The organism is Methyloversatilis universalis FAM5, assembly GCF_000214035.2.
GTDB classification, from domain to species: Bacteria; Pseudomonadota; Gammaproteobacteria; order Burkholderiales; family Rhodocyclaceae; genus Methyloversatilis; species Methyloversatilis universalis.
In genome coordinates, this window is sequence record NZ_AFHG01000043.1 from 56,481 (window position 1) to 80,126 (window position 23,646).

At 64.2% G+C, this 23,646-nt stretch carries 23 protein-coding genes; 13 read left to right on the forward strand and 10 right to left on the reverse strand.

The genetic code is table 11. The features are described from left to right. Positions 1 to 494: 494 nt before the first annotated feature. The 9 genes from ccmI to ccmA all read right to left on the reverse strand — a co-directional run bounded on the left by ccmI (position 495) and on the right by ccmA (position 7,333). Complete coding sequence (ccmI, locus tag METUNV1_RS07770) at positions 495 to 1,340, reverse strand: c-type cytochrome biogenesis protein CcmI (RefSeq protein WP_008060541.1); 846 nt, start codon at positions 1,338 to 1,340, stop codon at positions 495 to 497. Next, on the reverse strand, positions 1,337 to 1,825 hold the full coding sequence (locus tag METUNV1_RS07775) for a cytochrome c-type biogenesis protein (RefSeq protein ID WP_008060543.1): 489 nt from the start codon (positions 1,823 to 1,825) through the stop codon (positions 1,337 to 1,339). Before METUNV1_RS07775 ends, ccmI begins: the two co-directional genes overlap by 4 nt. After that, a complete protein-coding gene (locus METUNV1_RS07780; protein ID WP_008060544.1) occupies positions 1,822 to 2,352 on the reverse strand; it encodes a DsbE family thiol:disulfide interchange protein in 531 nt (176 codons plus the stop codon). Before METUNV1_RS07780 ends, METUNV1_RS07775 begins: the two co-directional genes overlap by 4 nt. Before the next feature lie 43 nt (positions 2,353 to 2,395). After that, positions 2,396 to 4,405, reverse strand: coding sequence for a heme lyase CcmF/NrfE family subunit (locus tag METUNV1_RS07785; RefSeq protein ID WP_008060546.1), 2,010 nt, complete (start codon positions 4,403 to 4,405; stop codon positions 2,396 to 2,398). Positions 4,406 to 4,468: 63 nt separating this feature from the next. Further along, positions 4,469 to 4,915, reverse strand: coding sequence for a cytochrome c maturation protein CcmE (gene ccmE, locus METUNV1_RS07790; protein WP_008060548.1), 447 nt, complete (start codon positions 4,913 to 4,915; stop codon positions 4,469 to 4,471). Further along, positions 4,912 to 5,109, reverse strand: coding sequence for a heme exporter protein CcmD (gene ccmD / locus METUNV1_RS07795; protein WP_008060557.1), 198 nt, complete (start codon positions 5,107 to 5,109; stop codon positions 4,912 to 4,914). The genes ccmE and ccmD overlap by 4 nt, the downstream gene beginning before the upstream one ends. Then, positions 5,106 to 5,894, reverse strand: coding sequence for a heme ABC transporter permease CcmC (ccmC, locus tag METUNV1_RS07800; RefSeq protein ID WP_008060559.1), 789 nt, complete (start codon positions 5,892 to 5,894; stop codon positions 5,106 to 5,108). The genes ccmD and ccmC overlap by 4 nt, the downstream gene beginning before the upstream one ends. A 126-nt stretch (positions 5,895 to 6,020) precedes the next feature. Then, positions 6,021 to 6,689, reverse strand: coding sequence for a heme exporter protein CcmB (ccmB, locus tag METUNV1_RS07805; RefSeq protein ID WP_008060562.1), 669 nt, complete (start codon positions 6,687 to 6,689; stop codon positions 6,021 to 6,023). After that, positions 6,683 to 7,333, reverse strand: coding sequence for a cytochrome c biogenesis heme-transporting ATPase CcmA (gene ccmA / locus METUNV1_RS07810; RefSeq protein WP_008060564.1), 651 nt, complete (start codon positions 7,331 to 7,333; stop codon positions 6,683 to 6,685). The genes ccmB and ccmA overlap by 7 nt, the downstream gene beginning before the upstream one ends. A 498-nt stretch (positions 7,334 to 7,831) precedes the next feature. Between ccmA and METUNV1_RS07815 the strand changes: the two genes are divergently transcribed. The 5 genes from METUNV1_RS07815 to METUNV1_RS07835 all read left to right on the forward strand — a co-directional run bounded on the left by METUNV1_RS07815 (position 7,832) and on the right by METUNV1_RS07835 (position 13,507). Then, a complete protein-coding gene (locus tag METUNV1_RS07815; RefSeq protein WP_008060566.1) occupies positions 7,832 to 9,262 on the forward strand; it encodes a sensor histidine kinase in 1,431 nt (476 codons plus the stop codon). After that, positions 9,259 to 10,665, forward strand: coding sequence for a sigma-54-dependent transcriptional regulator (locus METUNV1_RS07820; protein WP_008060568.1), 1,407 nt, complete (start codon positions 9,259 to 9,261; stop codon positions 10,663 to 10,665). Before METUNV1_RS07815 ends, METUNV1_RS07820 begins: the two co-directional genes overlap by 4 nt. Positions 10,666 to 10,817: 152 nt before the next feature. After that, positions 10,818 to 11,981, forward strand: coding sequence for a sensor histidine kinase (locus METUNV1_RS07825; RefSeq protein WP_008060570.1), 1,164 nt, complete (start codon positions 10,818 to 10,820; stop codon positions 11,979 to 11,981). Then, positions 11,978 to 12,619, forward strand: coding sequence for a response regulator (locus METUNV1_RS07830; RefSeq protein ID WP_008060571.1), 642 nt, complete (start codon positions 11,978 to 11,980; stop codon positions 12,617 to 12,619). Before METUNV1_RS07825 ends, METUNV1_RS07830 begins: the two co-directional genes overlap by 4 nt. A gap of 123 nt (positions 12,620 to 12,742) precedes the next feature. Next, on the forward strand, positions 12,743 to 13,507 hold the full coding sequence (locus METUNV1_RS07835) for a TIGR01458 family HAD-type hydrolase (RefSeq protein ID WP_008060572.1): 765 nt from the start codon (positions 12,743 to 12,745) through the stop codon (positions 13,505 to 13,507). Positions 13,508 to 13,808: 301 nt separating this feature from the next. Here the strand turns inward: METUNV1_RS07835 and METUNV1_RS07840 are convergent, their stop codons facing one another. Then, positions 13,809 to 14,480 carry a PEP-CTERM sorting domain-containing protein gene (locus tag METUNV1_RS07840; protein WP_008060573.1) on the reverse strand — a complete coding sequence of 224 codons (672 nt, stop codon included), beginning with the start codon at positions 14,478 to 14,480 and terminating at the stop codon, positions 13,809 to 13,811. A 227-nt stretch (positions 14,481 to 14,707) separates the two neighbouring features. On the opposite strand from METUNV1_RS07840, the gene METUNV1_RS07845 reads away from it, so the two are divergent. From METUNV1_RS07845 to METUNV1_RS07880, 8 genes are all read left to right on the forward strand, one after another. Then, positions 14,708 to 15,418 (forward strand): DJ-1/PfpI family protein, encoded by a 711-nt coding sequence (locus METUNV1_RS07845; protein ID WP_008060574.1) that lies wholly within the window; start codon positions 14,708 to 14,710, stop codon positions 15,416 to 15,418. A gap of 25 nt (positions 15,419 to 15,443) precedes the next feature. Continuing rightward, positions 15,444 to 16,805, forward strand: a complete 1,362-nt coding sequence (locus METUNV1_RS07850; RefSeq protein WP_008060575.1) for a CmpA/NrtA family ABC transporter substrate-binding protein — start codon at positions 15,444 to 15,446, stop codon at positions 16,803 to 16,805. After that, positions 16,805 to 17,656, forward strand: a complete 852-nt coding sequence (ntrB, locus tag METUNV1_RS07855; RefSeq protein WP_008060576.1) for a nitrate ABC transporter permease — start codon at positions 16,805 to 16,807, stop codon at positions 17,654 to 17,656. Before METUNV1_RS07850 ends, ntrB begins: the two co-directional genes overlap by 1 nt. 118 nt (positions 17,657 to 17,774) lie before the next feature. Next, positions 17,775 to 18,638 (forward strand): ABC transporter ATP-binding protein, encoded by an 864-nt coding sequence (locus tag METUNV1_RS07860; protein ID WP_043359392.1) that lies wholly within the window; start codon positions 17,775 to 17,777, stop codon positions 18,636 to 18,638. Positions 18,639 to 18,661: 23 nt separating this feature from the next. Continuing rightward, a complete protein-coding gene (gene cynS, locus METUNV1_RS07865) occupies positions 18,662 to 19,105 on the forward strand; it encodes a cyanase (RefSeq protein WP_008060578.1) in 444 nt (147 codons plus the stop codon). A 158-nt stretch (positions 19,106 to 19,263) separates the two neighbouring features. Further along, positions 19,264 to 20,679: a DNA adenine methylase gene (locus METUNV1_RS07870; RefSeq protein WP_232416230.1), complete on the forward strand. Its 1,416-nt coding sequence runs from the start codon at positions 19,264 to 19,266 to the stop codon at positions 20,677 to 20,679. Next, entirely contained in the window at positions 20,676 to 21,629 is a 954-nt protein-coding gene (locus tag METUNV1_RS07875) for a phosphoribosyltransferase-like protein (RefSeq protein WP_051165269.1), read from the forward strand. Before METUNV1_RS07870 ends, METUNV1_RS07875 begins: the two co-directional genes overlap by 4 nt. Beyond that, entirely contained in the window at positions 21,630 to 23,645 is a 2,016-nt protein-coding gene (locus tag METUNV1_RS07880; protein ID WP_008060579.1) for an ORC-CDC6 family AAA ATPase, read from the forward strand. Position 23,646: the final 1 nt, after the last annotated feature.

The following is a 23,646-nucleotide window of genomic DNA, read 5'->3' on the forward strand; positions in this document are numbered from 1 at the left end:
GCTGCTGCTCCGGCTGCTGCCCCGGCTGACGCTGCTGCTCCGGCCGCTCCGGCTGCTGCCCCGGCCGAAGAGAAGAAGTAATTCTTCTGCCTCGTGCATGAAAAAAGCCGGCGCAAGCCGGCTTTTTTCATTGGTGCTTCAGATCCTGCAGTCCGCTCATCGAAGCATCGATATCGCTTGCGGTGTAGCCGAAGCCAGTCCATGCCCAGCGAAGACCACGCAGCACCGCATATCGGGTATCCATCCGCCTCTTGGCCGGACTCCCGACAGGGAATGAGCCACCCTCTCCGAGAAGGCCCCGTCGCGGCGAAGCGCCGCTCCCACGTATCCTGTTCAGTGCTTCAGCTGTCTGCGCAATGACGATGCGGTCGGCCTTGACGTCCGGACCTTCGAGCACAGGCCGCACTGACCCGCCGTTCGAACCGCCGAACTGACACCCCCTACATTACGCTCCGCCACGGCACCGCCTGCGTCGCAGCGATGCGCGTTACGGATCAGGGCTTTTTCGCCGATTCCAGGTCCTGCAGGCTTTCCCGTATCGGCGCGATCAGCGGGGAATCCGCCGGCAGCAGCTTGAGCAGACGGTCCCAGTGCAGGCGCGCACCCGCGGCGTCGCCACGCTGCATCGCCGCGCTGCCGGCCAGCGCCAGCGCCTTCACGTTGTCCGGATCGATTTCCAGCGCCTTCTTCAGCAGCCGCTCCGGCTCGCCCGCGAGCTGACGGCCCTGCTTCATCGCCACCGCGTCGGCGTAATCGGTCCAGGCCTGCGCGTCGCGATCGACGATCTTGACCAGACTGGCGTAAGCATCGGCCGCCTCTTCAAAACGTCCCATCGCGAAGTAGGAGCGCGCCAGCATCTGCCAGCCTTCGGCGTTGCCGGGATCGGCCTTCATGCGCTCGGCCAGGCGCGCCACCATGTTCTGTATCTGTTCCGGCGTCACTTCGCCCTGCTCGGCCTGGGGTTCGCTCCGCCGCGGTGCCTCGACGGCCTGCGGGTGACCCAGAGCCAGGTAGACCGGCAGCGCGATCACCGGCACTGCCGCGGCGGCGACGAAAGCCAGCCAGCGGCCGGACGAGCGGCCGCGAACTACGGCCGCAGCACCCGCCTCGTCAAGCACGCGCCGCTCGATTTCGGCGCAGGAAATGCGGTACTGGGTGTCATCGATCAGGCCGGCGGCCAGATCGCGGTCCAGTTCGGCCAGTGCGTCACGGTGGATGGCCAGCGTGAGGGCGCGCTGCGCGTCGCCGCCGTCGGCGCCGCGCGCACGCAGCAGCGGCAGCACGACGAAAGCCAGCGCGAGCAGCAGCATGGCTGCCGCGCCGATCATGAAGGTGTTCAAACCTGCTTCTCCTCGCCGTTCAGCAGCGCGCGTGCGCGTGCGTGTTCATCGGCGCTCAGTGTGTTGGCCGCTGCCGCACGTGCGGCGCGGGTGCGCAGCCGGCGCAGCAGCGCGAACGCCACCGCCCCCAGCAGCACGAAAGGGCCGGCCCACAGCAGCACGGTGGTGGCTTTCAGCGGCGGGCGGTACAGCACGAAATCGCCGTAGCGCTCGACCATATAGGTCTTGATTTCGTCGTCGGTGCGACCGGCGGCGATCTGTTCGCGCAGCTGCTTCTTCAGGTCGAGCGCGAGGTCGGCGTGCGAATCGGCGATGTTCTGGTTCTGGCAGACCAGGCAGCGCAGTTCCTCGCCCAGCTTCTGGACGCGCGCTTCCAGCGCCGGATCCGACGCGACCGGCGCCGCGTCTTCCGCGTGCAGCGCGCCCCAGGGCAGCAGCAGCGCGACAAGTGCCGGCATCAGCAGACGGTGCAGCGGGCGGCTCACGTCGCGGCCTCGAGCTGCTTCACGCGCGGCAGGATGTCGTCGCGCAGCTTTTCCGGGGTCAGCGGGCCGGTGTGCTTGTAGCGGATGACGCCGGCCTTGTCGACGATGAAGGTTTCCGGCGTGCCATAGACGCCGAAGTCGATGGCCACCCGGCCATCGCGGTCGTGTGCCGACAGCAGGTACGGGTCGCCGTGCTGGGCCAGCCACTTCAGGCCGGCGTCCCGCTCGTCCTTGTAGTGCAGGCCGATCATCGGCACCACGCCCGACTTGCCCAGCTCGACCAGCAGCGGATGCTCCTGGCGACAGGACACGCACCAGGAGGCCCACACATTCACCAGCCACACCTTGCCCTTCATGTCGGCCGGCGAAAAGGTCTTGCCCGGGTCTGCCAGCTGCGGCGCGGAGAAGGCCGGTACCGGCTTGCCGATCAGCGGGCTGGGTACCTCGCGCGGGTTCAGGTAGAGGCCGGCAAAGAGAAAGCCTGCGAGCACCACGAAGATGCCCAGCGGCCAGAGAAAGCGATTCACGGCGGAAGTCTCCGTTCGATGTGTCGTGCGCGCCTGACCGGGGTCAGGCGTGCTGTTGCTGTGCAGGCGGCAGCGACGCGGCAGAGGCGCCCTCGGCCTTCTTCGCGTCGCGCTGCGCGAGCTTGCGATAGCGCCGGTCTGCCGCTGCCATGACGCCGCCGACGGCCATGATGAGCGCGCCGAACCAGATCCAGTTCACGAAGGGCTTGTAGAAGATGCGCACGATCCAGGCTTCGCCATCCGGCAGCGGTTCGCCCATGGACACGTACACGTCACGGGTGAAGCCGGAGTCGATGGCCGCTTCGGTCATCGGCATCTGCGACACGCGGTACATGCGCTTTTCCGGCTGCATGATGGCCACCGGGCGGCCATCGCGGGTCACCTCGATGCGGCCACGCGCGGCGTCGTAGTTCGGGCCGTCGTGCGGCACCGCGCCGTGGAACTTGAAGGTGTAGCCGGCGAGCTCGGCGGTCTGGCCAGGGGACATCTTCATGTCGGCGTTCTGCTGGAACGCGCTCACCATCGTGATGCCGACCACCGTAACCGCGACACCGAGGTGAGCCAGCCACATGCCCCAAAAGCCACCGGGCAGCGCGCGCACGCGCTCCACCCAGCTGCCCTCGCCGTTGCGCACGCGCACCCGCTCGACGAAAAGCTGCAGGCTGGTGGCGACGATCCACACCGTGGCAAATGCACCCAGACCCAGCATGGGCTTGAAGTCGCCGCCCAGCAGCACCGCGAGCACGGTGGCGGCCACGCTGACTGCGAACGCCCAGCGCAGGCGTACGGTCAGGCCGGGCGCGTCGTCCTTCTTCCAGCGCACGAAGGGGCCGATCGCCATCAGGAAGAGCACCGGCGTCATCAGCGGCACGAACACCGCATTGAAGTAAGGCACGCCGACCGAAATCTTGCCCATGCCGAGCGCGTCCAGGAACAGCGGATACAGCGTGCCAAGCAGCACCGCCGAGGTGGCCACCGCCAGCAGCACGTTGTTCGCCAGCAGCGAGGTTTCGCGCGACAGCAGCGCGAAGCCACCGCCCAGACCGACCGACGGCGCGCGCAGCGCGAACAGCAGCAGCGAACCGCCGATCACGAACACCAGCAACGCGAGGATGAACACGCCGCGCTCCGGGTCGGTCGCGAAGGCATGCACCGAGGTCAGCACGCCGGAGCGGACCAGGAAGGTGCCGAGAAGCGACAGCGAAAAGGCGGCGATGGCGAGCAGCACGGTCCAGCTCTTGAAGGCGCCGCGCTTTTCGGTCACCGCCAGCGAGTGGATGAGCGCGGTACCGACCAGCCAGGGCATGAAGGAGGCGTTCTCGACCGGATCCCAGAACCACCAGCCGCCCCAGCCCAGTTCGTAGTAGGCCCAGTAGCTGCCGAGCGCGATGCCCAGGGTCAGGAACACCCAGGCCGCGGTGGTCCACGGACGCGACCAGCGCGCCCACGCCGCATCGAGCCGGCCGCCGATCAGCGCCGCCAGCGCGAAGGCGAAGGCGACCGAGAAACCGACGTAGCCCATGTACAGCATTGGCGGATGGAAAATCATGCCCGGATCCTGCAGCAGCGGATTCAGGTCGCGGCCATCGACCGCGGCCGGCAGCAGGCGGTCGAAGGGGTTGGAACTGGCCAGCATGAAGGCGAGGAAGCCGACCGATATCCAGCCCAGCACCGCCAGCACGCGCGCCACCATTTCGTCCGGCAGCCGGCGCGAGAACACGCTCACCGCCAGCGACCACACCGACAGCATGAACACCCACAGCAGCAGCGAACCTTCGTGGCTGCCCCAGGCGGCCGCGACGCGATACTCGAGCGGCAGCGTGGAATTGGAGTTGGTGGCGACGTTCAGCACAGAGAAGTCGTTCAGCACGAAGGACTGGATCTGGCAGAAGAAGGCGAACGCCACGAACACGAACACGCCCTGGGTGAGCGGCCGCGCACTCGCCATCAACCGCGCGTCAGCGCGCTGCGCACCGACCAGCGGAATCAGCCCCAGCAATACCGACAGCGCCAGCGCGATGGCCAGCGAAAAATTGCCCAACTCGGGAAACATGGTGGTTCCTGCCCCTGAAACGTCACACGCCGGCGAACACCGCCGGCGCGTCCGGTCTGGCCCTTACTGGACGACCGTGGATTGCGCCTTCTTCGCCTGTTCCAGCGCGTGCGCCGCTTCCGGCGGCATGTAGTTCTCGTCGTGCTTGGCCAGCACTTCGCTTGCGGTGAACAGCCCGGATTCGTCAAGCTTGCCCTGGGCCACCACCCCCTTGCCTTCCTTGAACAGGTCCGGCAGCGCGCCCTTGTAGGCCACGGTGAGGGTATGGGCGGTGTCGGTCACGACGAATTTCACCGAGGTGCCGTCCTCGCCGCGCTGCAGGCTGCCTTCCTGCACCATGCCGCCGATGCGGAAGGTGCGGCCCTGCGGCGCTTCCTTCGCCGCAACCTGGGTCGGGCTGTAGAAGAACACCATGTTGTCATTGAAGGTGTTCAGCACCAGCGCGACTGCGCCGACCAGCAGCGCGACACCGGCACCGATCAGCGCCATGCGTTTCTGGCGCGGCTTCATGCGCGGCCCCGCTTCTCAGATTCGATGCGGTCCAGCGCGACGTCGCGCTTCACCTGCGCGCGTGCCCGCTTCATGCGGCGCGACAGCGCGATCAGTTCGAAGGCGATGACCGCGGCGGTCACGCCGTAGGACGTCCAGACGAAAAAGCCGTATCCGCCCATGGCCCAGAAGTGGCTGGCGCTTTCCCAGTTCATGCCTTGCTGTCTCCGTTGCTGACAAGCTTGCGCACCCAGTCGGTGCTGCGCTCGCGTTCGATCATGATGGCGCGCACCCGCACGAGCGCGGCGCCTATCGTGTAGGCCCAGGCCGCCAGCGCCATCACCAGCATGCCGGTCAGCATGGTGGTGGCCATGGTCGGCGCAGCCGTCAGGCTTACAGACGCGCCCTGATGCAAGGTGTTCCACCACTTCACCGAAAAATAGATGATGGGCACGTTCACCGCGCCGACGATGGCGATCAGCGCACCGGCGCGATCGGCCCGGCGCGGGTCGTCGATGGCGGCCTGGAGCGCCATGTAGCCGCAGTACAGGAAGAACAGGATCAGTTCCGAGGTCAGCCGCGCGTCCCACACCCAGTAGGTGCCCCAGGTCGGCTTGCCCCACAGCGCGCCGGTCCACAGCGCGACGAAGGCCCAGATGGCACCGGTCGGCGCGAGCGCGGTGGCCATCATGAAACTCAGCCGGGTGTTGAACACCAGACCGACCGCACACCAGAACGCCATCGCCAGATAGACCACCATGGACATCCACGCGGCCGGCACGTGGATGAAGATGATGCGGTAGCTGTCGCCCTGGGTGGCGTCGGTCGGCGCGACGAAGAAACCGATGTAGAGGCCGGCCAGCGTCAGCAGCGCGGCAGCGATCCAGCACGGCCACAGCAGCTTGCCGGCGAGCGGAAAGAAGGTCTGCGGACTGGCGTAGTAGAAGAGGCTGAAGCCGGACGACGGTGCGCGGGCAGCGGAAGACTGTGTTTCGGACATCAACGAAGCGGGATCACCCGGTCTCGATTTGGTGAGGACGGCAGGCACTCAACGTGCGAGCCCGCATGCCGGCAGACGCCCGCCGGCAAAAACTGCAAGTTTAACCGAGCGCTGCGCGCCGCCCTATCAATCCTGGGCAATGCGTAACGCCGCCGCGCTGGCCACTGGCGCCACCGCCAGCGCCACCAGCAGACAGGCCGCCAGCAGCGCCAGATTGGAGCCGACCTCCAGCCCGGCGCGCCACCGGTCTATCGCGCCGGCGCCGAAAATGAGCACCGGAATGTAGAGCGGCAGCACCAGCAGCGCGATCAGCGCACCGCCCCCGCGCAGCCCCAGGGTCAGCGAGGCGCCGATGGCACCGAGCAGCGACAGCGTGGGCGTGCCGATCAGCAGCGACGCGCACACGATGAGCGTTTCGTCCGGCGTCAGGCTGAACTGCAGCGCGATCAGCGGCGCGATCAGCACCAGCGGCAGTCCGGTCAGCAGCCAGTAGGCGCACACCTTGGCGAGCACGATCACCGCCAGCGGCTCCACGGACAGCAGCATCTGCTCAAGGGTTCCGTCCGCCTCGTCGGATTCGAACAGCCGGCTCACCGACAGCAGCGTCGCGAGCAGCGCCGCCACCCACATGACGCCGCCGGCGATCTGCGCCAGCTGGTCAGGTTCCGGCCCCACGCCGAGCGGAAACAGGCTGGTCACCAGCAGGAAGAAGCCGAGTGCGGTCAGCACGTCGGAACGGCGCCGCCAGGCCAGCAGCAGGTCGCGCCGCAGCACCGCCATGAACACGCTCAGCATGCGTAGTCGTCCAGATTGAGCAGCGCGCGGCGCGGCGCGTCGATGTCCACCGGCTGGTGCGTGGTGTAGATGATCGCGCCGCCGCCGCGGAGGTGATCCGCCATCGCGCCGGCGAGCTGCGCCACCGCGCGCACGTCGAGCGCGGTAAAGGGTTCGTCCAGCACCCACAGACGGGCGCGCGTGCCGCACAGCAGACGGGCGAGCGCGACGCGGCGACGCTGGCCCTGCGACAGATTGCGCGCCGGCACGTCCAGCCGGGCACCGAGGCCGATGTCGACCAGCGCGCTCAGCGCGGTGTCTTCGCCCAGCGCCTCGCCGGCGATGGCGGCACTGGCGCGCAGGTTTTCCAGCGGCGTGAAATCGTCCTTCACCGCATTGCGGTGACCGAGATAGAGCAGCCCGGCGCGCCAGGCGTCCTTCGCCCGGTTCGCCGGCTCGCCGCGCCAGCGCAGTTCGCCGGATTCCGCTTCCGACAGCCCGCACAGGATGCGCAGCAGGCTGGTCTTGCCGCTGCCATTCGTCCCGCCCACCTGCAGCAGCTCGCCTTCGCCCACCGCCAGTTCGAGGCCGGCGAACAGCCGCGCGGAGCCGCGGGTACAGGCGAGCGCATGAGCGGAAATGAGCGGAACGGTGGCCTCGGCCATGAGGATGTGCGGCGGAAGAACGCCGCGGGGTCGGTTGAGGGCCGCGATTATCCCCGAAATACGGCACGCGCAGCGGCCGCACGTCGGGAAAGCCGCCCGTGGCACGCACGGGTGGTGCGATCGCTGGCGAACGGCCAAGAAAAAGCGGCTCGCGATTGCTCACGAGCCGCAAAAAGAACCGGTGCTGTCCGCTAGGTCGCCCGGCCTCCCCATTGCCAGCCCCGCCGAGCGACGACCCGAGGAGCCTTCAAAATCGTCACCACAGGGTTGGCACGTTTTTCTTAGCAGGCTGTGTGCCACCTTCTCAGAAAATCACAAGGCATTGATTTTCAAATGCTTTATTCACCCACCTTCGACGCCACCCTCGCTGCGCGTTGCAACATGCAGCGCGCACACCTGCGTCCGGACATCCTCACAACAAAAACCTCGATGAAACCGGCTCTTGCGCGCCTGTGGTCCTTGTTGAAAATCGCAACGGCTCGTTGCAGCATGCAATTCATGAAACTGCTGCCCCGATCCCTGCACGGCAAGATCCTGCTCGGCTACATCGTGCTGGGCGGCCTGTTCGTGCTGCTGGTGTTCGCCGCGCTCGATCAGGTGCGCCTGCTGCTGTCGCGCGTGGATGACGAACACCACGTCACCCGCATGCACGACGTGATCCGCGAAGCGCGCCGGCTGGAGAAGAACTACCTGCTGTTCCGCAAACCGTCTGAACTGAAGGCGGCGGTGGGCAAGGCGGACGAGGCGCTGGCGCTGATCGCGCGCGACCGCGACCTGATGAAACGGGCCGCCCCCGGCTTCGCGCTGGACGAACTGACCGAGGTGCTGGCCGACTGGCGCGACCTGCTGGACGACCGCCTGCAGCGGCGCATCCGGCCGGGCGACCCGATCTCGCCGCTGGAAGAACGCATGGCGGAGGTGGGCAAGCAGGTATTCGAGGAAAGCGAGCGGCTGTCCGACCAGGCGCGCGAGGCGATGCGCCGCGCGCTGTCCGGTCAGGAATCGCAGCTCTACACCATCATGATTGCCGCGGTGGCGCTGGTGCTGGTGATCGGCCAGCTGGTCACGCGGCGGGTGGTGGCGCCGCTGCGCGAGGTGGAAAGCGATCTTGAGCGGGTGGGCACCGGCAATCAGGCACGGCTCACGCCGCGCGAACGCGACGACGAAATCGCCGCGCTGGTCACCGCCTTCAACCGCGCGCTCGGTGATCTGGAAGAACGCCAGCTGGCGGTGCTGCGCACCGCGCGGCTGGCGTCGCTCGGCACCATGCTGTCCGGCGTCGCCCACGAGCTGAACAACCCGCTGTCCAATATTTCGCTGAACGCCCAGCTGCTGCTGGAAGAGCGCGACGTGTGCGACCCGAAGCAGATCAACGGCTTCGTCGAACAGATCGACGACCAGGTGCAGCGCGCCCAGCGCATCGTGCGCACCCTGCTCGACTTCGCGCGCGACAGCCACTTCGCGCTGGTGCGCCAGCCGCTGCGCCCGCTGGTGGAAGAAACCATCGCGCTGCTGCGCGCCGAGCGGCCGGACGCCGGCGACGCGGTGCACATCACGCTCCCGCCTGAGCTGGAGGTGCATGCGGATGGCCAGCGCATGCAGCAGGCGCTGCTCAACCTGATCCGCAACGCGCTCGAAGCGTGTGCCGACGCCGGTATCGCGCCGCGCATCGAAGTGGCGGCGCGCCTGCGCGAGGGCGGCACCGAAATTACGGTCAGCGACAACGGACCCGGGGTGGAACCGCGCAACCTGCCGCGCGTGTTCGACCCCTTCTTCACCACGAAACCGGTCGGCAAGGGCTCCGGCCTCGGCCTGTTCGTGGTGCATGAAATCGCCGCGGAGCATGGCGGCAAGGCAGGCATCCACAACAGACCGGGCGGCGGCACCACGGTGTCGCTCTGGATACCGGCGGAGGGGGACAAGGCATGAGCAGCGCACACGTACTGCTGGTCGACGACGAAGCGGTGGCCCGGGAAGGGCTGGCCACCGCGCTTCGCCGCGACGGACTCGAAGTGACCACGGCCGACAACGGCGAAGCCGCGCTCGCGCTGCTCAGACAGCGCGAATACGAGGTGCTGCTGACCGACGTGAAGATGCCGGGCATGGACGGCCTCGAACTGCTGCGCCGCGCGCGCGAGGCCTGGCCGGGCATGGAAGTGCTGGTGGTGACCGGCTTCGCCACCACCGAATCGGCGGTCGAGGCAATGCGCGCCGGCGCCTTCTATTACGTGTCAAAGCCCTTCCGGCTGGGCGAAGTGCGCAAGCTGGTGCGCGAGGCGGCGGACAAGGCGCAGCTGCGCGCCGAGAACCAGCGCCTGCGCCAGCTGGTCGAGCACGCGGCGGACGAACGCATCATCACGCGCGACGAAGGCATGCGCGCCATCCTCGACATCGCGCGCGGCGTGGCGCCCACCGACTGCAACGTGCTCATCGTCGGCGAAACCGGCACCGGCAAGGAACTGCTCGCCCGCCACGTGCATGCGCACAGCCGGCGCGCCAGCGGGCCCTTCGTCGCGGTGAACTGCGGCGCGCTGAACGAGGAACTGCTGGCCAACGAACTGTTCGGCCACGAAAAGGGCGCCTACACCGGCGCCGCCCAGGCGCGCGGCGGTCTGGTCGAAGCGGCCCAGGGCGGCACGCTCTTCCTCGACGAAGTGACCGAAATGTCGGCCAGCATGCAGGTGAAGCTGCTGCGCCTGCTGCAGGAGCGCGAATACCTGCGCGTCGGCGGCACCGAGCCGGTCCGCGCCGACGTGCGCTTCCTCGCTGCCACCAACCGCGAGCCGCGCGCGGCGGTCGAAGCCGGCCAGTTCCGGCAGGACATCTATTTCCGCCTCAACGTGGTCACGCTGCAGCTGCCGCCGCTGCGCGAGCGGCGCGACGACATTCCGCTGCTGGCGCAGCAGTTCGTGCGCCGCGCCGCGCAGGCCATGGGCAAGGCGGTGACCGCGATCGCCCCGCCGGCGATGCAGAAGCTGTGCGGCTACGATTTCCCGGGCAATGTGCGCGAGCTGGAAAACATTATCGAACGCGGTGTGGCGCTGGCCGGCGGCACCATGCTGGGCGAAGAGGACCTGCCGCCCGGTCTGGGCGCGCGCGGCGGCGCCGGCGCACGCGGTGGCAGCGGCGAGGTGCGCACGCTGGAGGCGGTCGAACGCGGCCACATCCTCGACGTGCTGGCCGGCGTCGGCGGCAACCGTGCCCTGGCCGCCCGCCTGCTCGGCATCGACCGCGTATCGCTGTGGCGCAAGCTGCGCCGCTACGAAGAACAGGGGCTGATCGAGGCGGACGAAACCGACGGCGCACTGCGGGTGCGCGACGTGAGCGCCTGAGCGCACCGTACCGGGGCATGACAGGGCCCTCACCCGCGCGCCCGACGCCCCGAAACGCTCGCCCCTGCGGGAATTCTCCGGCCTGAGGTCCTCCCGGCACGGCGTGGCACGGATGATGCAGAGCACAGTCCATCCCACGACTGCGCACCGACGTGTTCGCACACCTCCATCACCTGTCGCACCACGCCGCATGGCGCCATCAGCTCGAAATGCTGCTCGAGTCGGCGGGCGAAGGCATCTATGGCGTGGACCAGAACGGCCGCTGCATCTTCATCAACCGCGCCGGGGCCGAGCTGATCGGCTTCGAGCCGGACGAGGTGCTCGGCCGCAACATGCACTACCTGATCCATCACGCGCATTCCGATGGTCGCCACTACGACGTCCATGAGTGCCCGATCTTCCGCGCCTTCCAGGAAGGCCAGGGCGTGCGCATCGAATCCGAAGTGCTGTGGCGGCGCGACGGCAGCGCCTTTCCGGCCGAATACACCAGCTACCCGATCCGCGACGCCGGCCAGATCGTCGGCGCCGTCGTCACCTTTGCCGACATCACCGAACGCAAGCGTGCCGAGGCGGTGCTGCGCGCCAACCAGGTCGAACTGGAGCGCCGCGTATCCGAGCGCACCGCCGCGCTGCAGGACGCCAATGCGCGCCTGCAGCACTCGCACAGCGCCTTGCAGCGGCTGTCCGCCCACCTGCAGCAGGTGCGCGAAGACGAGCGCACCCACATCGCGCGCGAGGTGCACGACGAACTGGGCGCCTCGCTGACCGCGCTGCAGTTCGACCTGAACTGGCTGCGCCCGCGCCTCGCGCACGACGGGGCGCTGGAGCGCAAGCTCGACGACATGATGTCGGTCACCCGGCAGGCGCTGGACGCGGTGCGCCGGATACTCACCGACCTGCGCCCCGGCGTGCTCGACCACCTCGGCCTGTGGGCCGCCATCGAATGGCAGTTGCAGGAAATGCAGTCGCGCCATGGCCTGCGCTGCACGCTTTCGCTGAGCGACGCGGAGCCCGAACGACGCCTCGGCCGCAGTGCCGAAATCGCGGTCTATCGCATCGTTCAGGAAGTGCTCACCAACGTCGCCCGGCACGCGGAAGCGAGCGAGGTGAATGTCGAGCTGACCGGCCAGGCCAGCGCGATCGAACTGTGCATCCGCGACAACGGCCGCGGCATGCAGGTGCCGGCGCAACCGACCTCCTTCGGCCTGCTCGGCATGTACGAGCGCGCCCGCGCGCTCGGCGGCGAACTGCGCATCGACAGCACGCCGGGCGCCGGCACCGCAGTGCATCTGCGGGTACCGGAGTCGACGCGATGAAGCCGGTGCGGGTGATCATCGTCGACGACCACCTGATGCTGCGCCGGGGCATCGCGCAGATCCTCGGCGAGAACCCGGCCATCACCGTGGCCGGCGAAGCCGCGGGCGGGCCGGATCTGATGCGCCTGCTGCGCGGGGACGGCGCCGACGTCGTGCTGCTCGACATCGCACTGAACGACCGCGACGGCTTCGACGTGCTGAAACAGTTGCGGGCCGAATTTCCGAAGGTCGCCGTGCTGATGCTGTCGACCTATCCGGAATCGCAGTTCGGCGTGCGCGCACTGAAGAGCGGCGCCGCCGGCTATCTGAACAAGGGCTGTTCGCCGGACCAGCTGTTCGATGCCATCGCCCGCATCGCCGCCGGCCATCTGTTCGTCACCCCGGAACTGGCCGAGCGTCTCGCCTTCGGCGTGCGTGCCGACACCCCGGCCAGCCCGCTCGACAGCCTGTCGAACCGGGAGATGCAGGTGCTCAAGCTGCTCGCAAGTGGTCAGACGGTCGGTGATATCGCACGGGAACTGTCGCTGTCGGCGAATACCATCAGCACGTACCGCACGCGGCTGTTCGACAAACTCGGCATCAAGAACCCGGTCGAATTGGTGAGCTTCGCGGCGCGGCATCAGCTGGTGGCGCTGTAGGAGCGGTCTTCCGACCGCGACAGAGCCCGTGATCACGCGCCGGCTCCCTGAGCTCCGCTGCGGTCGCGGTCAGAAGACCGCTCCTGCAGGGACGATGCGCCGCGTCGAACGAAGGAGAACGCCATGTCTCTGCCCGCAAACCCGAAAGCCCTGCTGATTGATCTGGCCGGCGTGCTGCACGTCGGCGATCAGGTGATCCCCGGTTCCATCGAGGCGCTGGCGCGGCTGCGCGCCGCCGGCTTCAGGCTCGTGTTCCTGACCAACACCACCCGCACGCCGCGACGCACGCTGGTGGCGAAGATGCGGGCCCTGGGTCTGGACGTGCGTGACGAGGAACTGCTGACTGCGCCGGGGGCCACGATGAATCTCGTGCGCAGTCGCGGCCTGCATCCGCACTGGATCGTGCATCCGGACCTGCGCGACGAAGTCGGGCCCGATGCCGCAGAACCGGACGCCGTCGTGCTCGGCGACGCCGGCCACGGCTTCGACTACGCTCAGCTCAACACCGCCTTCCGCCTCATCCTGCGCGGCCTGCCTTTCATCGCGATGGCGCGCAACCGCCACTTCAAGGAGGCGGATGGCCTGTCGCTCGACATGGGCGCCTTCGTCGCCGGGCTGGAATACAGCACCGGCGTCGCGGCGGAGATTGCAGGCAAGCCCGCCGCCCCCTTCTTCCAGGCCGCGCTCGACACCGCCGGCGTGCGCGCAGAAGAAGCCATCATGATCGGCGACGACCTGCGCGACGACATCGGCGGCGCGCAGGCGGCCGGCATCGCCGGCGTGCTGGTGCGCACCGGCAAGTACGGGGCCGCGGATGAGCACGACCCGGACATCTGCCCCGCGGCCATCGAAGACGACTTCGCCCGTTTCGCCGAACGCCTGTTGTAAGGGCCGGAAAACCCGCTCAGAGAACTGCGGCTCCGGCCACGGATAGCGCGCGATCTTGTGGGAGCGGCCTTGGCCGCGATGCGGCCGCCGCGGTCCGCCGGCTTCGATCCATGTCGCCGTCGGGGTCAGAAGACCCCTCCCACAGAAACCCGGCCCTGGCGCCAGCCGTGGATCGGGCACATCCCCTGTGGGAGCGGCCTTGGCCGCGACACGGCCATTGCGGTCCGCGGGCTTCGGCACAGGCAGCTGTCGGGATTAATAGACCCTTGCCACAGAGCGCTGTCCCGGAACCACTGGAGGCTCAGACCATCTCTCGCCGGCGACGCAGCGCGCCGATCAGGCCCAGACCGGCGGCGAGCAGGGCCCAGGCGCCGGGTTCCGGCACGGCGGTCACGGTGAGCGAAATATTGTCGATGGCGGTGTTGTAGCTGTCCGGGCCGAAACGGAGGACGAGGCCGTTGGCGCTGGATACGCCGGGCGCGAACGTGAGCGGGGTGAGGCCAGCGTCAAAGGCGCCGGAGCTCCACAGCGTTTCACCGGTGAGCAGGTCGAGCACCGTGGCGGACGAGCCGTCGTTGCGGTTCAGGTAGTCGCCGAAATCCATCGAATTCAGCGTCACGCGGAAGCCGGCGCCCGGCGCGAACACGAATTCGGCGACATGGCTGTCCGGGTTCGAGCCACCCCAGGCCACGTCCTGCAGACCGGAGTAGCCGGTCGACCAGTATTTAAGGGCACCCTCCAGGGTCGCGCCGGTGCCGGCCTGGAATGACCGGTGCGACACGTCGAGCAGGCCGGCGATGTCGCCATAGCCCTGGCCGATCGCGCTGCCGTTGCCACAGGCCTGATCGGAGCCGGTGCCGCAGATGTTGCCCGAGAAATCGAGCAGTACGTCGGTCGCGACCGCCGGTGCGGACAGCAGGGCCGCACTCAGGCCGAGTGTGGCGAGAAGGGGCGAGATCCGGGTAAGAGCCATTGAAGTTTCCTCAGTAAGCGATGGGGCGGAAGGCACAAAGCAAGATTCGTCCCTCGTGCAGCAAACGATTGAACACGAAGCATTTTTGTCATGGGCCGCCAACCCGACTGTAAAGCGGCACGACAGCGGACCCACCGCTGCCCGCCCGGCCGTGTAGTGCACGCACTACACGACAATCACATTCGCCGTGATACCGGCGCCCTGCCCCGCTCCCTAGCATCTGTTCCATGAACGCACGGGAGATCAACGCGGTGGCATCGCAGCGCAAGCGCGGCTTCAGGCTCGGCATCTACGTCTTCAAGGACGCCGAGATCGTCGACTTCACCGCCCCGCACGGGGTGTTTTCGGTGGCGCGGCGTTTCGACCCGGAGCTGGAGGTGTTCCTGATCGCCGACGCGCAGCGGCCGGTGCAGGCGCAGGCTGGCTTCACCGTGCTGCCCAACTACAGCTTCGCCGACCGCCCGGCGATGGATGCCTTCCTCATTCCCGGCGGCGCCGGCACGCGGCAGGAAACCTGGAACGGCCGGCTGCACGAATTCATCAACGCGCTGCCCGCCCGCTGCCTGCTCACCAGCGTGTGCACCGGCTCGTGGATCTACGGCCGCATGGGCCTGCTCGACGGCATTCCGGCCACCAACCGCAAGGAACCGGACCGGGTCGAGGCCTCGCACCTGGGCAAGCTGCCGATCGACCGTCTTGCCGAAATCGCCCCCGCCTGCCGCATCTCGCATGCCCGCGTGGTCGATGCCGGCCGCATCGTCACCGCCGGCGGCATCGCCTCCGGCATGGAGCTGGGTTTCCACCTGCTGCGCCGCGCCGGCTACGACGAAGGCTTCATCCGCGACGTGGCGCGCTGCATGGAATACAGCGCCGCCTACGACACCTACGCGCACGACATCGAGTACGCGCCGAACCCCGTCCCCTGTCACGCCCACTGATTCCCTGAACGAGGAGAGCCCAGACATGAGCACCTTCCGCAACCCCTTCGACCCGAACGTGAAGCTGAATGGCTGCTCGTGCGGCCGCCATCACAGCCAGGCCGAACACGATCACGCCGAAACGCTGTCCGAAGAGGCCATGCTGGACCGTGCGGTCGAGGGCGCGGTCATGCGCGCACTGTTCCCGCACGACGAAACCCGCCGCAACTTCATCCGCGCGGTCGGCGCCAGCACGGCGATGGCGGCGATCTCGACCTTCCTGCCGCTGGGCACGGTGAAAGACGCCTTCGCATCGCCCGGTCCGCTGGAAAAGACCAGGCTCAAGGTGGGCTTCATCCCCATCACCTGCGCCACGCCCATCATCATGGCGCACCCGCTGGGCTACTACTCGAAGCAGGGCCTCGACGTCGAAGTGGTGAAGACCGCCGGCTGGGCGGTCATCCGCGACAAGTCGCTGGCCAAGGAATACGACGCCGCCCACATGCTGTCGCCGATGCCGCTGGCGATCTCGATCGGCGCCGGCTCCAACCCCATTCCGTGGACCATGCCGGCGGTCGAGAACATCAACGGTCAGGCGATCACGCTGTCGGTGAAGCACAAGGACAAGCGCGACCCGAAATCCTGGAAGGGCTTCAAGTTCGCGGTGCCCTTCGACTACTCGATGCACAACTACCTGCTGCGCTACTACCTCGCGGAGCACGGCATCGACCCGGACACCGACGTGCAGATCCGCGCGGTGCCGCCGCCGGAAATGGTGGCCAACCTGCGCGCCGGCAACATCGACGGCTTCCTGGCGCCGGACCCGGTGAACCAGCGCGCGGTGTACGACGGCGTGGGCTTCATCCACACCCTCACCCGCGACATCTGGGAAGGCCACCCCTGCTGCGCCTTCGCCGCGAGCAAGGAGTTCGTCACCACCATGCCGAACACCTACAAGGCGCTGCTGCGCGCCATCATCAGCGCCACCGGCACGGCCAGCAATCCGGCGAACCGCAAGCAGATCGCCGAGGCGATCGCGCCGGCCAACTACCTGAACCAGCCGGTCACGGTGGTCGAACAGGTGCTCACCGGCACCTATGCAGACGGCCTCGGCGGCGTGCAGAAAGTGCCGGGCCGCATCGGCTTCGAGCCCTTCCCGTGGGAGTCCTTCGCCGTGTGGATCCTGACGCAGATGAAGCGCTGGGGCCAGATCAAGGGCGACATCGACTACCAGAAGATCGCCAGGGAGGTGTTCCTCGCCACTGACGCCGCCGCACTGATGAAGGAAGTGGGCCTGCCGGTACCGACCACCACCACCAAGAAGTTCTCGGTCATGAAGAAGGAATTCGACCCGGCCAAGCCGGAGGAATACCTGAACAGCTTCAAGATCCGGAAGGTGGCGGCGTGATGAAGAGCAAGCCCTGGCTGGCGCCGCTGCTGTCGGCGCTGTTTTTCGCGCTGTTCATCGCCATCTGGTACGTCGCCACCGCGCCCGCCTCAGGCAGCGGCACTGCCGCGCCGGCAATGGACCCTGAATACGCCGCGCTGATGGGCGCCCAGGCGCAGGCCGGCGGCCAGTCGGCCATGCCCGGTCCGGGCGAGGTGGCGGCCAAGATCTGGGAACACCTGAGCGACCCGTTCTACGACCGCGGCACCAATGACAAGGGGCTGGGCATACAGATCGCCTACTCGATCGCCCGCGTGCTCGGCGGCTATCTGCTGGCCGCGCTGGTGGCGATCCCGCTGGGCTTCGTGATCGGCATGTCGCCGCTGATCTACAGGGCGCTCGACCCGTTCATCCAGATCCTGAAACCGATCTCGCCGCTGGCGTGGATGCCGCTCGCGCTCTACACGATCAAGGATTCAGGCGTGTCCGCCATCTTCGTCATCTTCATCTGCTCGCTGTGGCCGATGCTGGTGAACACCGCGTTCGGCGTGGCGTCGGTGCGGCGCGAGTGGCTGAACGTGGCCCGCACGCTCGAAGTGAGCCCGCTGCGCAAGGCCTTCCAGGTCATCTTGCCGGCCGCCGCGCCCACGATACTCACCGGCATGCGCATTTCCATCGGCATCGCCTGGCTGGTCATCGTCGCCGCCGAAATGCTGGTGGGCGGTACCGGCATCGGCTACTTCGTCTGGAACGAGTGGAACAACCTCTCGATCACCAACATCATCACCGCCATCCTGCTGATCGGCCTGGTGGGCATGCTGCTCGATCACCTGCTGGCCTGGGTGGCGCGCGCCATCTCGTGGCGCGAATGAACGAGGAGACCCGGACATGAGCGCCCTGCCCTCCTCCCACACACCGCATCCGTCGCCGGTCGGCACTCCGCCGCTCGCCTTCGGCGCGGCCCCCGCGGTCAACAAGAGTCCCTATTCGATGAGCAGCCAACCCTTCCTCAAGGTCGAGGGCCTGAAGCGGCAGTTTCCGCAGCCGGGCAACCCCGACCCGGCGCCGGTATTTGAAGACGTGCATTTCGGCATCGAGCGCGGCCAGTTCGTGTGCGTGCTCGGCCACTCCGGCTGCGGCAAGACCACCATCCTGAACATCCTGGCCGGGCTCGACGACGCCACCGCCGGCCACGTCATCATGGACGGCCGCGAAGTGCGCGGCCCCTCGCTCGACCGCGGCGTGGTGTTCCAGGGCCACGCGCTGATGCCCTGGCTCAGCGCGCTGAAGAACGTCGAGTTCGCCGTGCGCAGCCGTCACCCGGACTGGAAGGCGCAAAAGGTACGCGAACACGCGGTGAAATACCTCGAACTGGTGCACCTCGGCCACGCGCTGGACAAGAAGCCGGCTGAGCTGTCGGGCGGCATGAAGCAGCGCGTCGGCATCGCCCGCGCCTTCTCGATCGAACCGAAGATGCTGCTGCTGGACGAGCCCTTCGGCGCGCTCGACGCGCTCACCCGCGGCAGCATCCAGGACGAACTGATCGGCATCGTCGAAGCCACGCAGCAGACCGTGTTCATGATCACCCACGACGTCGACGAAGCCATCCTGCTGGCCGACCGCATCGTGCTGATGACCAACGGCCCGCGCGCCAGGATCGCCGAAATCGTCGTCAATCCGCTGGCCCGGCCGCGCGTGCGCGAAACCCTGCACCAGCAACCCGCCTTCTACACGCTGCGCAATCACCTGGTCGACTTCCTCGTGAAGCGCTCGCGCGAATTCCAGCCCGGCCCCGGCTGGGATGCGAAGAACCCGCCTCTCGTCCACCCCGGCCAATCCAGCCAACCCGCCTGAACACCCCCTCAAAGGAGACTCACATGAAACGCGAAGACGTCACCGATCTCATCGTCGAACGCAAGGTTGCCAAGGGCCTCAAGTGGGCCGACCTCGCCCAGGCCATCGGCCTCAGCAAGGAATGGGTCACCGCCGGCCTACTCGGCCAGATGACCTTCACCGCCGAACAGGCCAAGACCATCGGCGAAATGCTCGACCTGCCGGCCGAGGCGGTCACCCAGCTCCAGGTCGTCCCCTACAAGGGCTCGCTGCCCACCTCGGTGCCGACCGACCCGCTGATCTACCGCTTCTACGAACTGATCAACGTGTACGGCACCACCTTCAAGGCCCTCATCCACGAAGAATTCGGCGACGGCATCATGAGCGCGATCGACTTCAAGATGGATCTGGCGCGTGAGGCGAACCCAGCGGGGGATCGCGTCAGCATCACGATGAGCGGGAAGTTCCTGCCGTACAAGACGTACTGAAGCTGCTAATGCGAAGTGCTTGACCGGCGCCGTAGGCGCTGGTCATATTGAGGCCGCATGATCCTGGGAGGGCATGCGGCTTTCTCGTTTTAATCGTTGCGACTACCTACCGCTGATTGCGTGGTAGATAATAAGACATCCACAGCGAAGGCGACAATGTGAGCATAGGGAGCGGAAGAGTATTAAAAGCATCCACCGACCGTTACGAAAAAATCCGGGGGGCCGGTGACATTGACACAACCCTCCTGCTGGAGGAATTGAAACATAGGTATCGACACTCGTTGAGTCCTGTAGATGTCAGCTTTAGAAGCTTGGTGGAATGGGTTCGAACAGGCGATCAGTTCACTCACCAAATCCACCCTTATCCGGCGAAGCTGCTGCCGCACATCGCGAATTTCTTTATTCGAGCAAGTTCAATACGCAAGGGCGATCAACAAGTCCTGGATCCATTCTGTGGTTCCGGAACGGTTGCTCTAGAAGCATCTTTGGCTGGAGCTCAGCCCCTTATTGCTGACGCCAATCCTTTTGCGTTACTTCTAACAAAGGTAAAGACAACCCCCTACGATCCAGAAGCGCTTCTTAGAGCGGCCGAGATACTTCGCAAACGTATTACGCGCCTGCGAACTGCACCTGAAGTTCCCGTCGTAAACGAGGAGCTTTGGTACGATCCAAAAACAAAGAAGTCGCTGGAAATTATCCTTCGTGCGGTAATGGAATTGGAAGATGACTGCATTCGTGATTTCTTTCGAATCTGCTTTTCAGTTGTCGCAAGGCGACTAAGCTTTGCTGATCCTAGCATAAGTGTGCCAGTACGATTGAAGCAGAAGCCATCTCTGTCTAACAAGGCCAATGAAGCAATTAGCGCCCAGATCAGATGGCTGGAGAACGCGACCCCGTCAACTGAGTTCTTTCGCGTCGTTCAGTCAAATATTGAGCGCGTACTCTCCGCAAATCGCCTATCACCTAAACGGTCTGCAGCGATTCCGGTTGGTATGGATGCGCGCAAACTAGAATTAACAGACGGACGGCGCCTTCCAAATAATTCCGTGAACCTCACTATAACGTCCCCTCCATACGGGAGTGCGCAAAAGTATGTCAGGGCAAGCAGCCTTTCGTTGAATTGGCTTTCTCTCTGCGACCCGAATCAGCTTGCGAACCTTGAGGGTCTTTCTATTGGCCGCGAACACCTCTCAGCCAAAAGGAGGTCGTCGGGCGAAGCTTTTAGTGGTTCTTCTCGATTTCATAAGCTACTAGAGAATATTCGCAAAAAGAATCCATCGAGAAGCATCATCACAGAAACGTATTTGACGGAAATGACCGCTGCTTTGAGGGAACTTCATCGTGTAACAGCTGTAGATGGCCACGTGGTAATCGTTATTGGGAACAATACGGTGACAGGCCTACATCTTGAGAACGACCGCTACATAACTGAAGTTATGGAAGACCTAGGTTTCGAACTTGAGTTAGCACTAGCCGATCGAATACATTCCCGGGGTCTTATGACAGTGCGCAATAAAAATGCCGGCCTTATATCTGCAGAAACGATACTGATGTTGCGGAAACGGGCAGCATGACACCAGCGGAAATCGAACGATCCTTGAGGACTCTTGTTGACCATGCCTGGGACCGCGAGGTGACTTGGGGGCAAATACAAGCTTGGGCGCAGAACTTCAACGGAGCAACGGCTAGTGAGGATGATGAGCAGCGCCATGGGCTCATCGCACTTACTCGATTTCTGTATTTTGGAAAGCGTCAAGTCCGTGAAATGCTTAAGTCCTTATATCGGGACCACTTTGAAGCGCCGCTGATCCAGAGAATTCGGAAGAACTTCGACAACACAAGAGATACGGCAATTCTGAGGCGCCAGTACGAGCAGGAACTTGCTGCAACTCGTTTCGTAGGCGTTGGAAATCCATCGGAAAGCGGGGCGCACTTGCTGTATTATTTTCGCCAGATCAATCATTTGCCGAAAAGCCTCTTTGTCGATTTTGGAGGTGCATTTGTCGAAGTAAATTCAGGTGCGCGCTCTTCTCCGCTACGTGCCGTAGATTCGCAGGTGACAAGATACGTGTTCTTCGATGACATCGTCGGCTCCGCAGATCAGTCGAGCGGGTATCTGAAAACAAAATTGCGACGAGTGCGGAAAGAAAACCCGCGGTTACAGATACGGTTTATGTGCCTTTTTGCCACAACCAAGGGCCTTGAAACTCTTAATAAGCCGGACTTATTTGACGGCATGGCTAGCTGCCTTTTCGAATTGGATGATTCGTACAAGGCATTTAATCCAGAACAACGATACTTTCCGCAGTCGCTAGCTCCTTCGTTTGACGTGCTGGCATTTCAGAACATGGCCACGCATTACGGTAATTCGCTGTTCCCTGGCTGGCCGCTAGGCTATAAAGATGGGCAGTTCATGCTGGGCTTTACCCACAACACGCCAGACAACACTCTCCCAATATTCTGGAACGAGGGCCGAAGCGTTTCTTGGAACCCTATCTTTGTTCGCTACGACAAGGTGTACTAGGTGCATCAATTCGAAGAATCAAACCCATTCGCCCCCATACGTGCTGCAGACTACACCGACGCACAGATCAATAATTTGTGGGTTGAGCTGGGGACCGCAAAAATTGCGTCAATACTTGAGCCGCGCTCTGCTGTTTCCAAGTACATCCTGGGAAGCAAAGGATCTGGAAAGACTCATCTTCTTAGATATCACTCCTACCAGGTAGCACGTCTTCGCACGCCAAAGAAGCCCGGAATGGCTATAGTAGAGAACTGCGGTTGCTTGGCCGTGTTTCTACGAACCACTAATATGGACGCGGGACGATTCGATCTACCTGGAGGTCACGTCGCCGCTTGGCAACAGTTATTCTCAATTCATCTTGAACTTCGGCTCGCCGATTTAGTTATTGACGCACTGCGAGACATCTCAAGCACTGAGCCGAATGCAACATTCAACGACAAACAATTGCTTGGGCATCTGGGCAAGACGATATCCGACGAATCATTCACAAGATTAAAGACAATTTCTCATTTGCAGGAATGGGTATCAAAATGGCTGCGAACGATTGACGATTCCATCAACGCAGCAGCATTTACGGGAAAGATAGATCTTCGTCTTCCATTCTCGATTGGTGGCCTTTGCTTGCCGTTGGGCGCCTCGCTCCGGTTATGGTCACCTGCATTTTCGGATTTTAATCTCATCTACATTCTTGACGAGATTGAAAACCTTTCTGAACAGCAACAAGAGGTGATTAACACACTAGTTAGGTACGCAGAGGCCCGTGCTGCGTTTAGAATAACCGGACGCCTGTATGCAAGAAAGACCTTGGCAACAATTGCAGGCGGAGAAGAGAACCGCGAGGGTTCAGAATTTAAGGTAACGCGCCTTGACGACATCCTTCGGGCGACAAAGAAGTACTCCGAGTTCGCGCAACTCTTCTTGGCGAAGAGAATGGGAATCCCGTCACCGAGGCAGCACAAAAAAAATATAATTGGACGGTTTGATCCGAGATCTATTTTTGAAGAGCTGGATTTCGACGGCTACATTAACAGATTTCTGACCCCCGCGAATGATGCACGATTCGTAAGAGCATTTCGCGACGCGATGTCGAAGAATCGAGATCCGGCGGTTCAGTCAGGTGAGGTCGCAAGCGAAATCATAGAGATTCTTACTGCTGACGTTCCGCCCTTACTTCAGCGTTTGAACGTGTTACTCTTTTGCAAGAAGTTCAAATCAGCGAACAAGGCAAACGTTGTTGCTGGAAAGATTCGTGAAGAATGCTTTTCCTATATCCAACGTCGCGGCGTGTCGCGATCATCCTACGCTACAGCTGTCGGCCATTGGAAATGGGACCTCTTTGCCCAGTTATGTCGTGAATCGAAACGGAGAGATGCAGTAGTTCCATACGCTGGCTTCGAGACTTTCGTCACCATGTCCGCTCACAACCCACGTAACCTGTTGGTGCTTTGGGGCAAGGTGTACGAAGTTGCAAGCTTCAAGGAATTCGATATGACAGCGGGTGCAAAACTTCCCGTCGATATCCAAACTGAGGCGGCCTCTGAGGCGGCCCGATTTGCTTTCGAGGGCGACTCGAACTATGGACATCGCTCTGATCAGGCGAGAGATGCAACAAGTAGGCTTGCTGAAGTATTGCGAACTGCTCGATACGCGTTAAACATCCCTGAGGTTTCCCCATTGGCGGTGAGCTTTCATACGGATGAGCTTAGCCAGGCCGGTCGTCAAACCCTTGAAAGCGCACTAAACTATTCCTTATTGATTGAGATATCCGAGGGGCGACCTGACAGGAACAATCAACGGATATTGAAAAAGATCCAACTCAACCCGATGCTATCGGCCCGTTGGGGATTGCCTATCGGGCGACGAGGCGATCTAAGCCTTGGCGCCGAGATGGTTCATGCCATCTTCGATCCGACAGCCAAAGATGAGTTCGAAGTCCTATTGCGGCAGGCCAGCGCAAAATGGAATTTTCCGTTTTCACCGCACCCCAAGAATCTCAGGCAAGAGAGTCTGTTCTAAA

Coding starts and splice junctions, on each gene's coding strand:
- METUNV1_RS07785 (WP_008060546.1), bottom strand. CDS start 4,405: ATGTTTCCCGAGTTGGGCAATTTTTCGCTGGCCATCGCGCTGGCGCTG.
- ccmE (WP_008060548.1), bottom strand. CDS start 4,915: ATGAAGCCGCGCCAGAAACGCATGGCGCTGATCGGTGCCGGTGTCGCG.
- ccmD (WP_008060557.1), bottom strand. CDS start 5,109: ATGAACTGGGAAAGCGCCAGCCACTTCTGGGCCATGGGCGGATACGGC.
- ccmC (WP_008060559.1), bottom strand. CDS start 5,894: ATGTCCGAAACACAGTCTTCCGCTGCCCGCGCACCGTCGTCCGGCTTC.
- ccmB (WP_008060562.1), bottom strand. CDS start 6,689: ATGCTGAGCGTGTTCATGGCGGTGCTGCGGCGCGACCTGCTGCTGGCC.
- ccmA (WP_008060564.1), bottom strand. CDS start 7,333: ATGGCCGAGGCCACCGTTCCGCTCATTTCCGCTCATGCGCTCGCCTGT.
- METUNV1_RS07815 (WP_008060566.1), top strand. CDS start 7,832: ATGAAACTGCTGCCCCGATCCCTGCACGGCAAGATCCTGCTCGGCTAC.
- METUNV1_RS07820 (WP_008060568.1), top strand. CDS start 9,259: ATGAGCAGCGCACACGTACTGCTGGTCGACGACGAAGCGGTGGCCCGG.
- METUNV1_RS07830 (WP_008060571.1), top strand. CDS start 11,978: ATGAAGCCGGTGCGGGTGATCATCGTCGACGACCACCTGATGCTGCGC.
- METUNV1_RS07835 (WP_008060572.1), top strand. CDS start 12,743: ATGTCTCTGCCCGCAAACCCGAAAGCCCTGCTGATTGATCTGGCCGGC.
- METUNV1_RS07840 (WP_008060573.1), bottom strand. CDS start 14,480: ATGGCTCTTACCCGGATCTCGCCCCTTCTCGCCACACTCGGCCTGAGT.
- METUNV1_RS07845 (WP_008060574.1), top strand. CDS start 14,708: ATGAACGCACGGGAGATCAACGCGGTGGCATCGCAGCGCAAGCGCGGC.
- METUNV1_RS07850 (WP_008060575.1), top strand. CDS start 15,444: ATGAGCACCTTCCGCAACCCCTTCGACCCGAACGTGAAGCTGAATGGC.
- ntrB (WP_008060576.1), top strand. CDS start 16,805: ATGAAGAGCAAGCCCTGGCTGGCGCCGCTGCTGTCGGCGCTGTTTTTC.
- METUNV1_RS07860 (WP_043359392.1), top strand. CDS start 17,775: ATGAGCAGCCAACCCTTCCTCAAGGTCGAGGGCCTGAAGCGGCAGTTT.
- cynS (WP_008060578.1), top strand. CDS start 18,662: ATGAAACGCGAAGACGTCACCGATCTCATCGTCGAACGCAAGGTTGCC.
- METUNV1_RS07875 (WP_051165269.1), top strand. CDS start 20,676: ATGACACCAGCGGAAATCGAACGATCCTTGAGGACTCTTGTTGACCAT.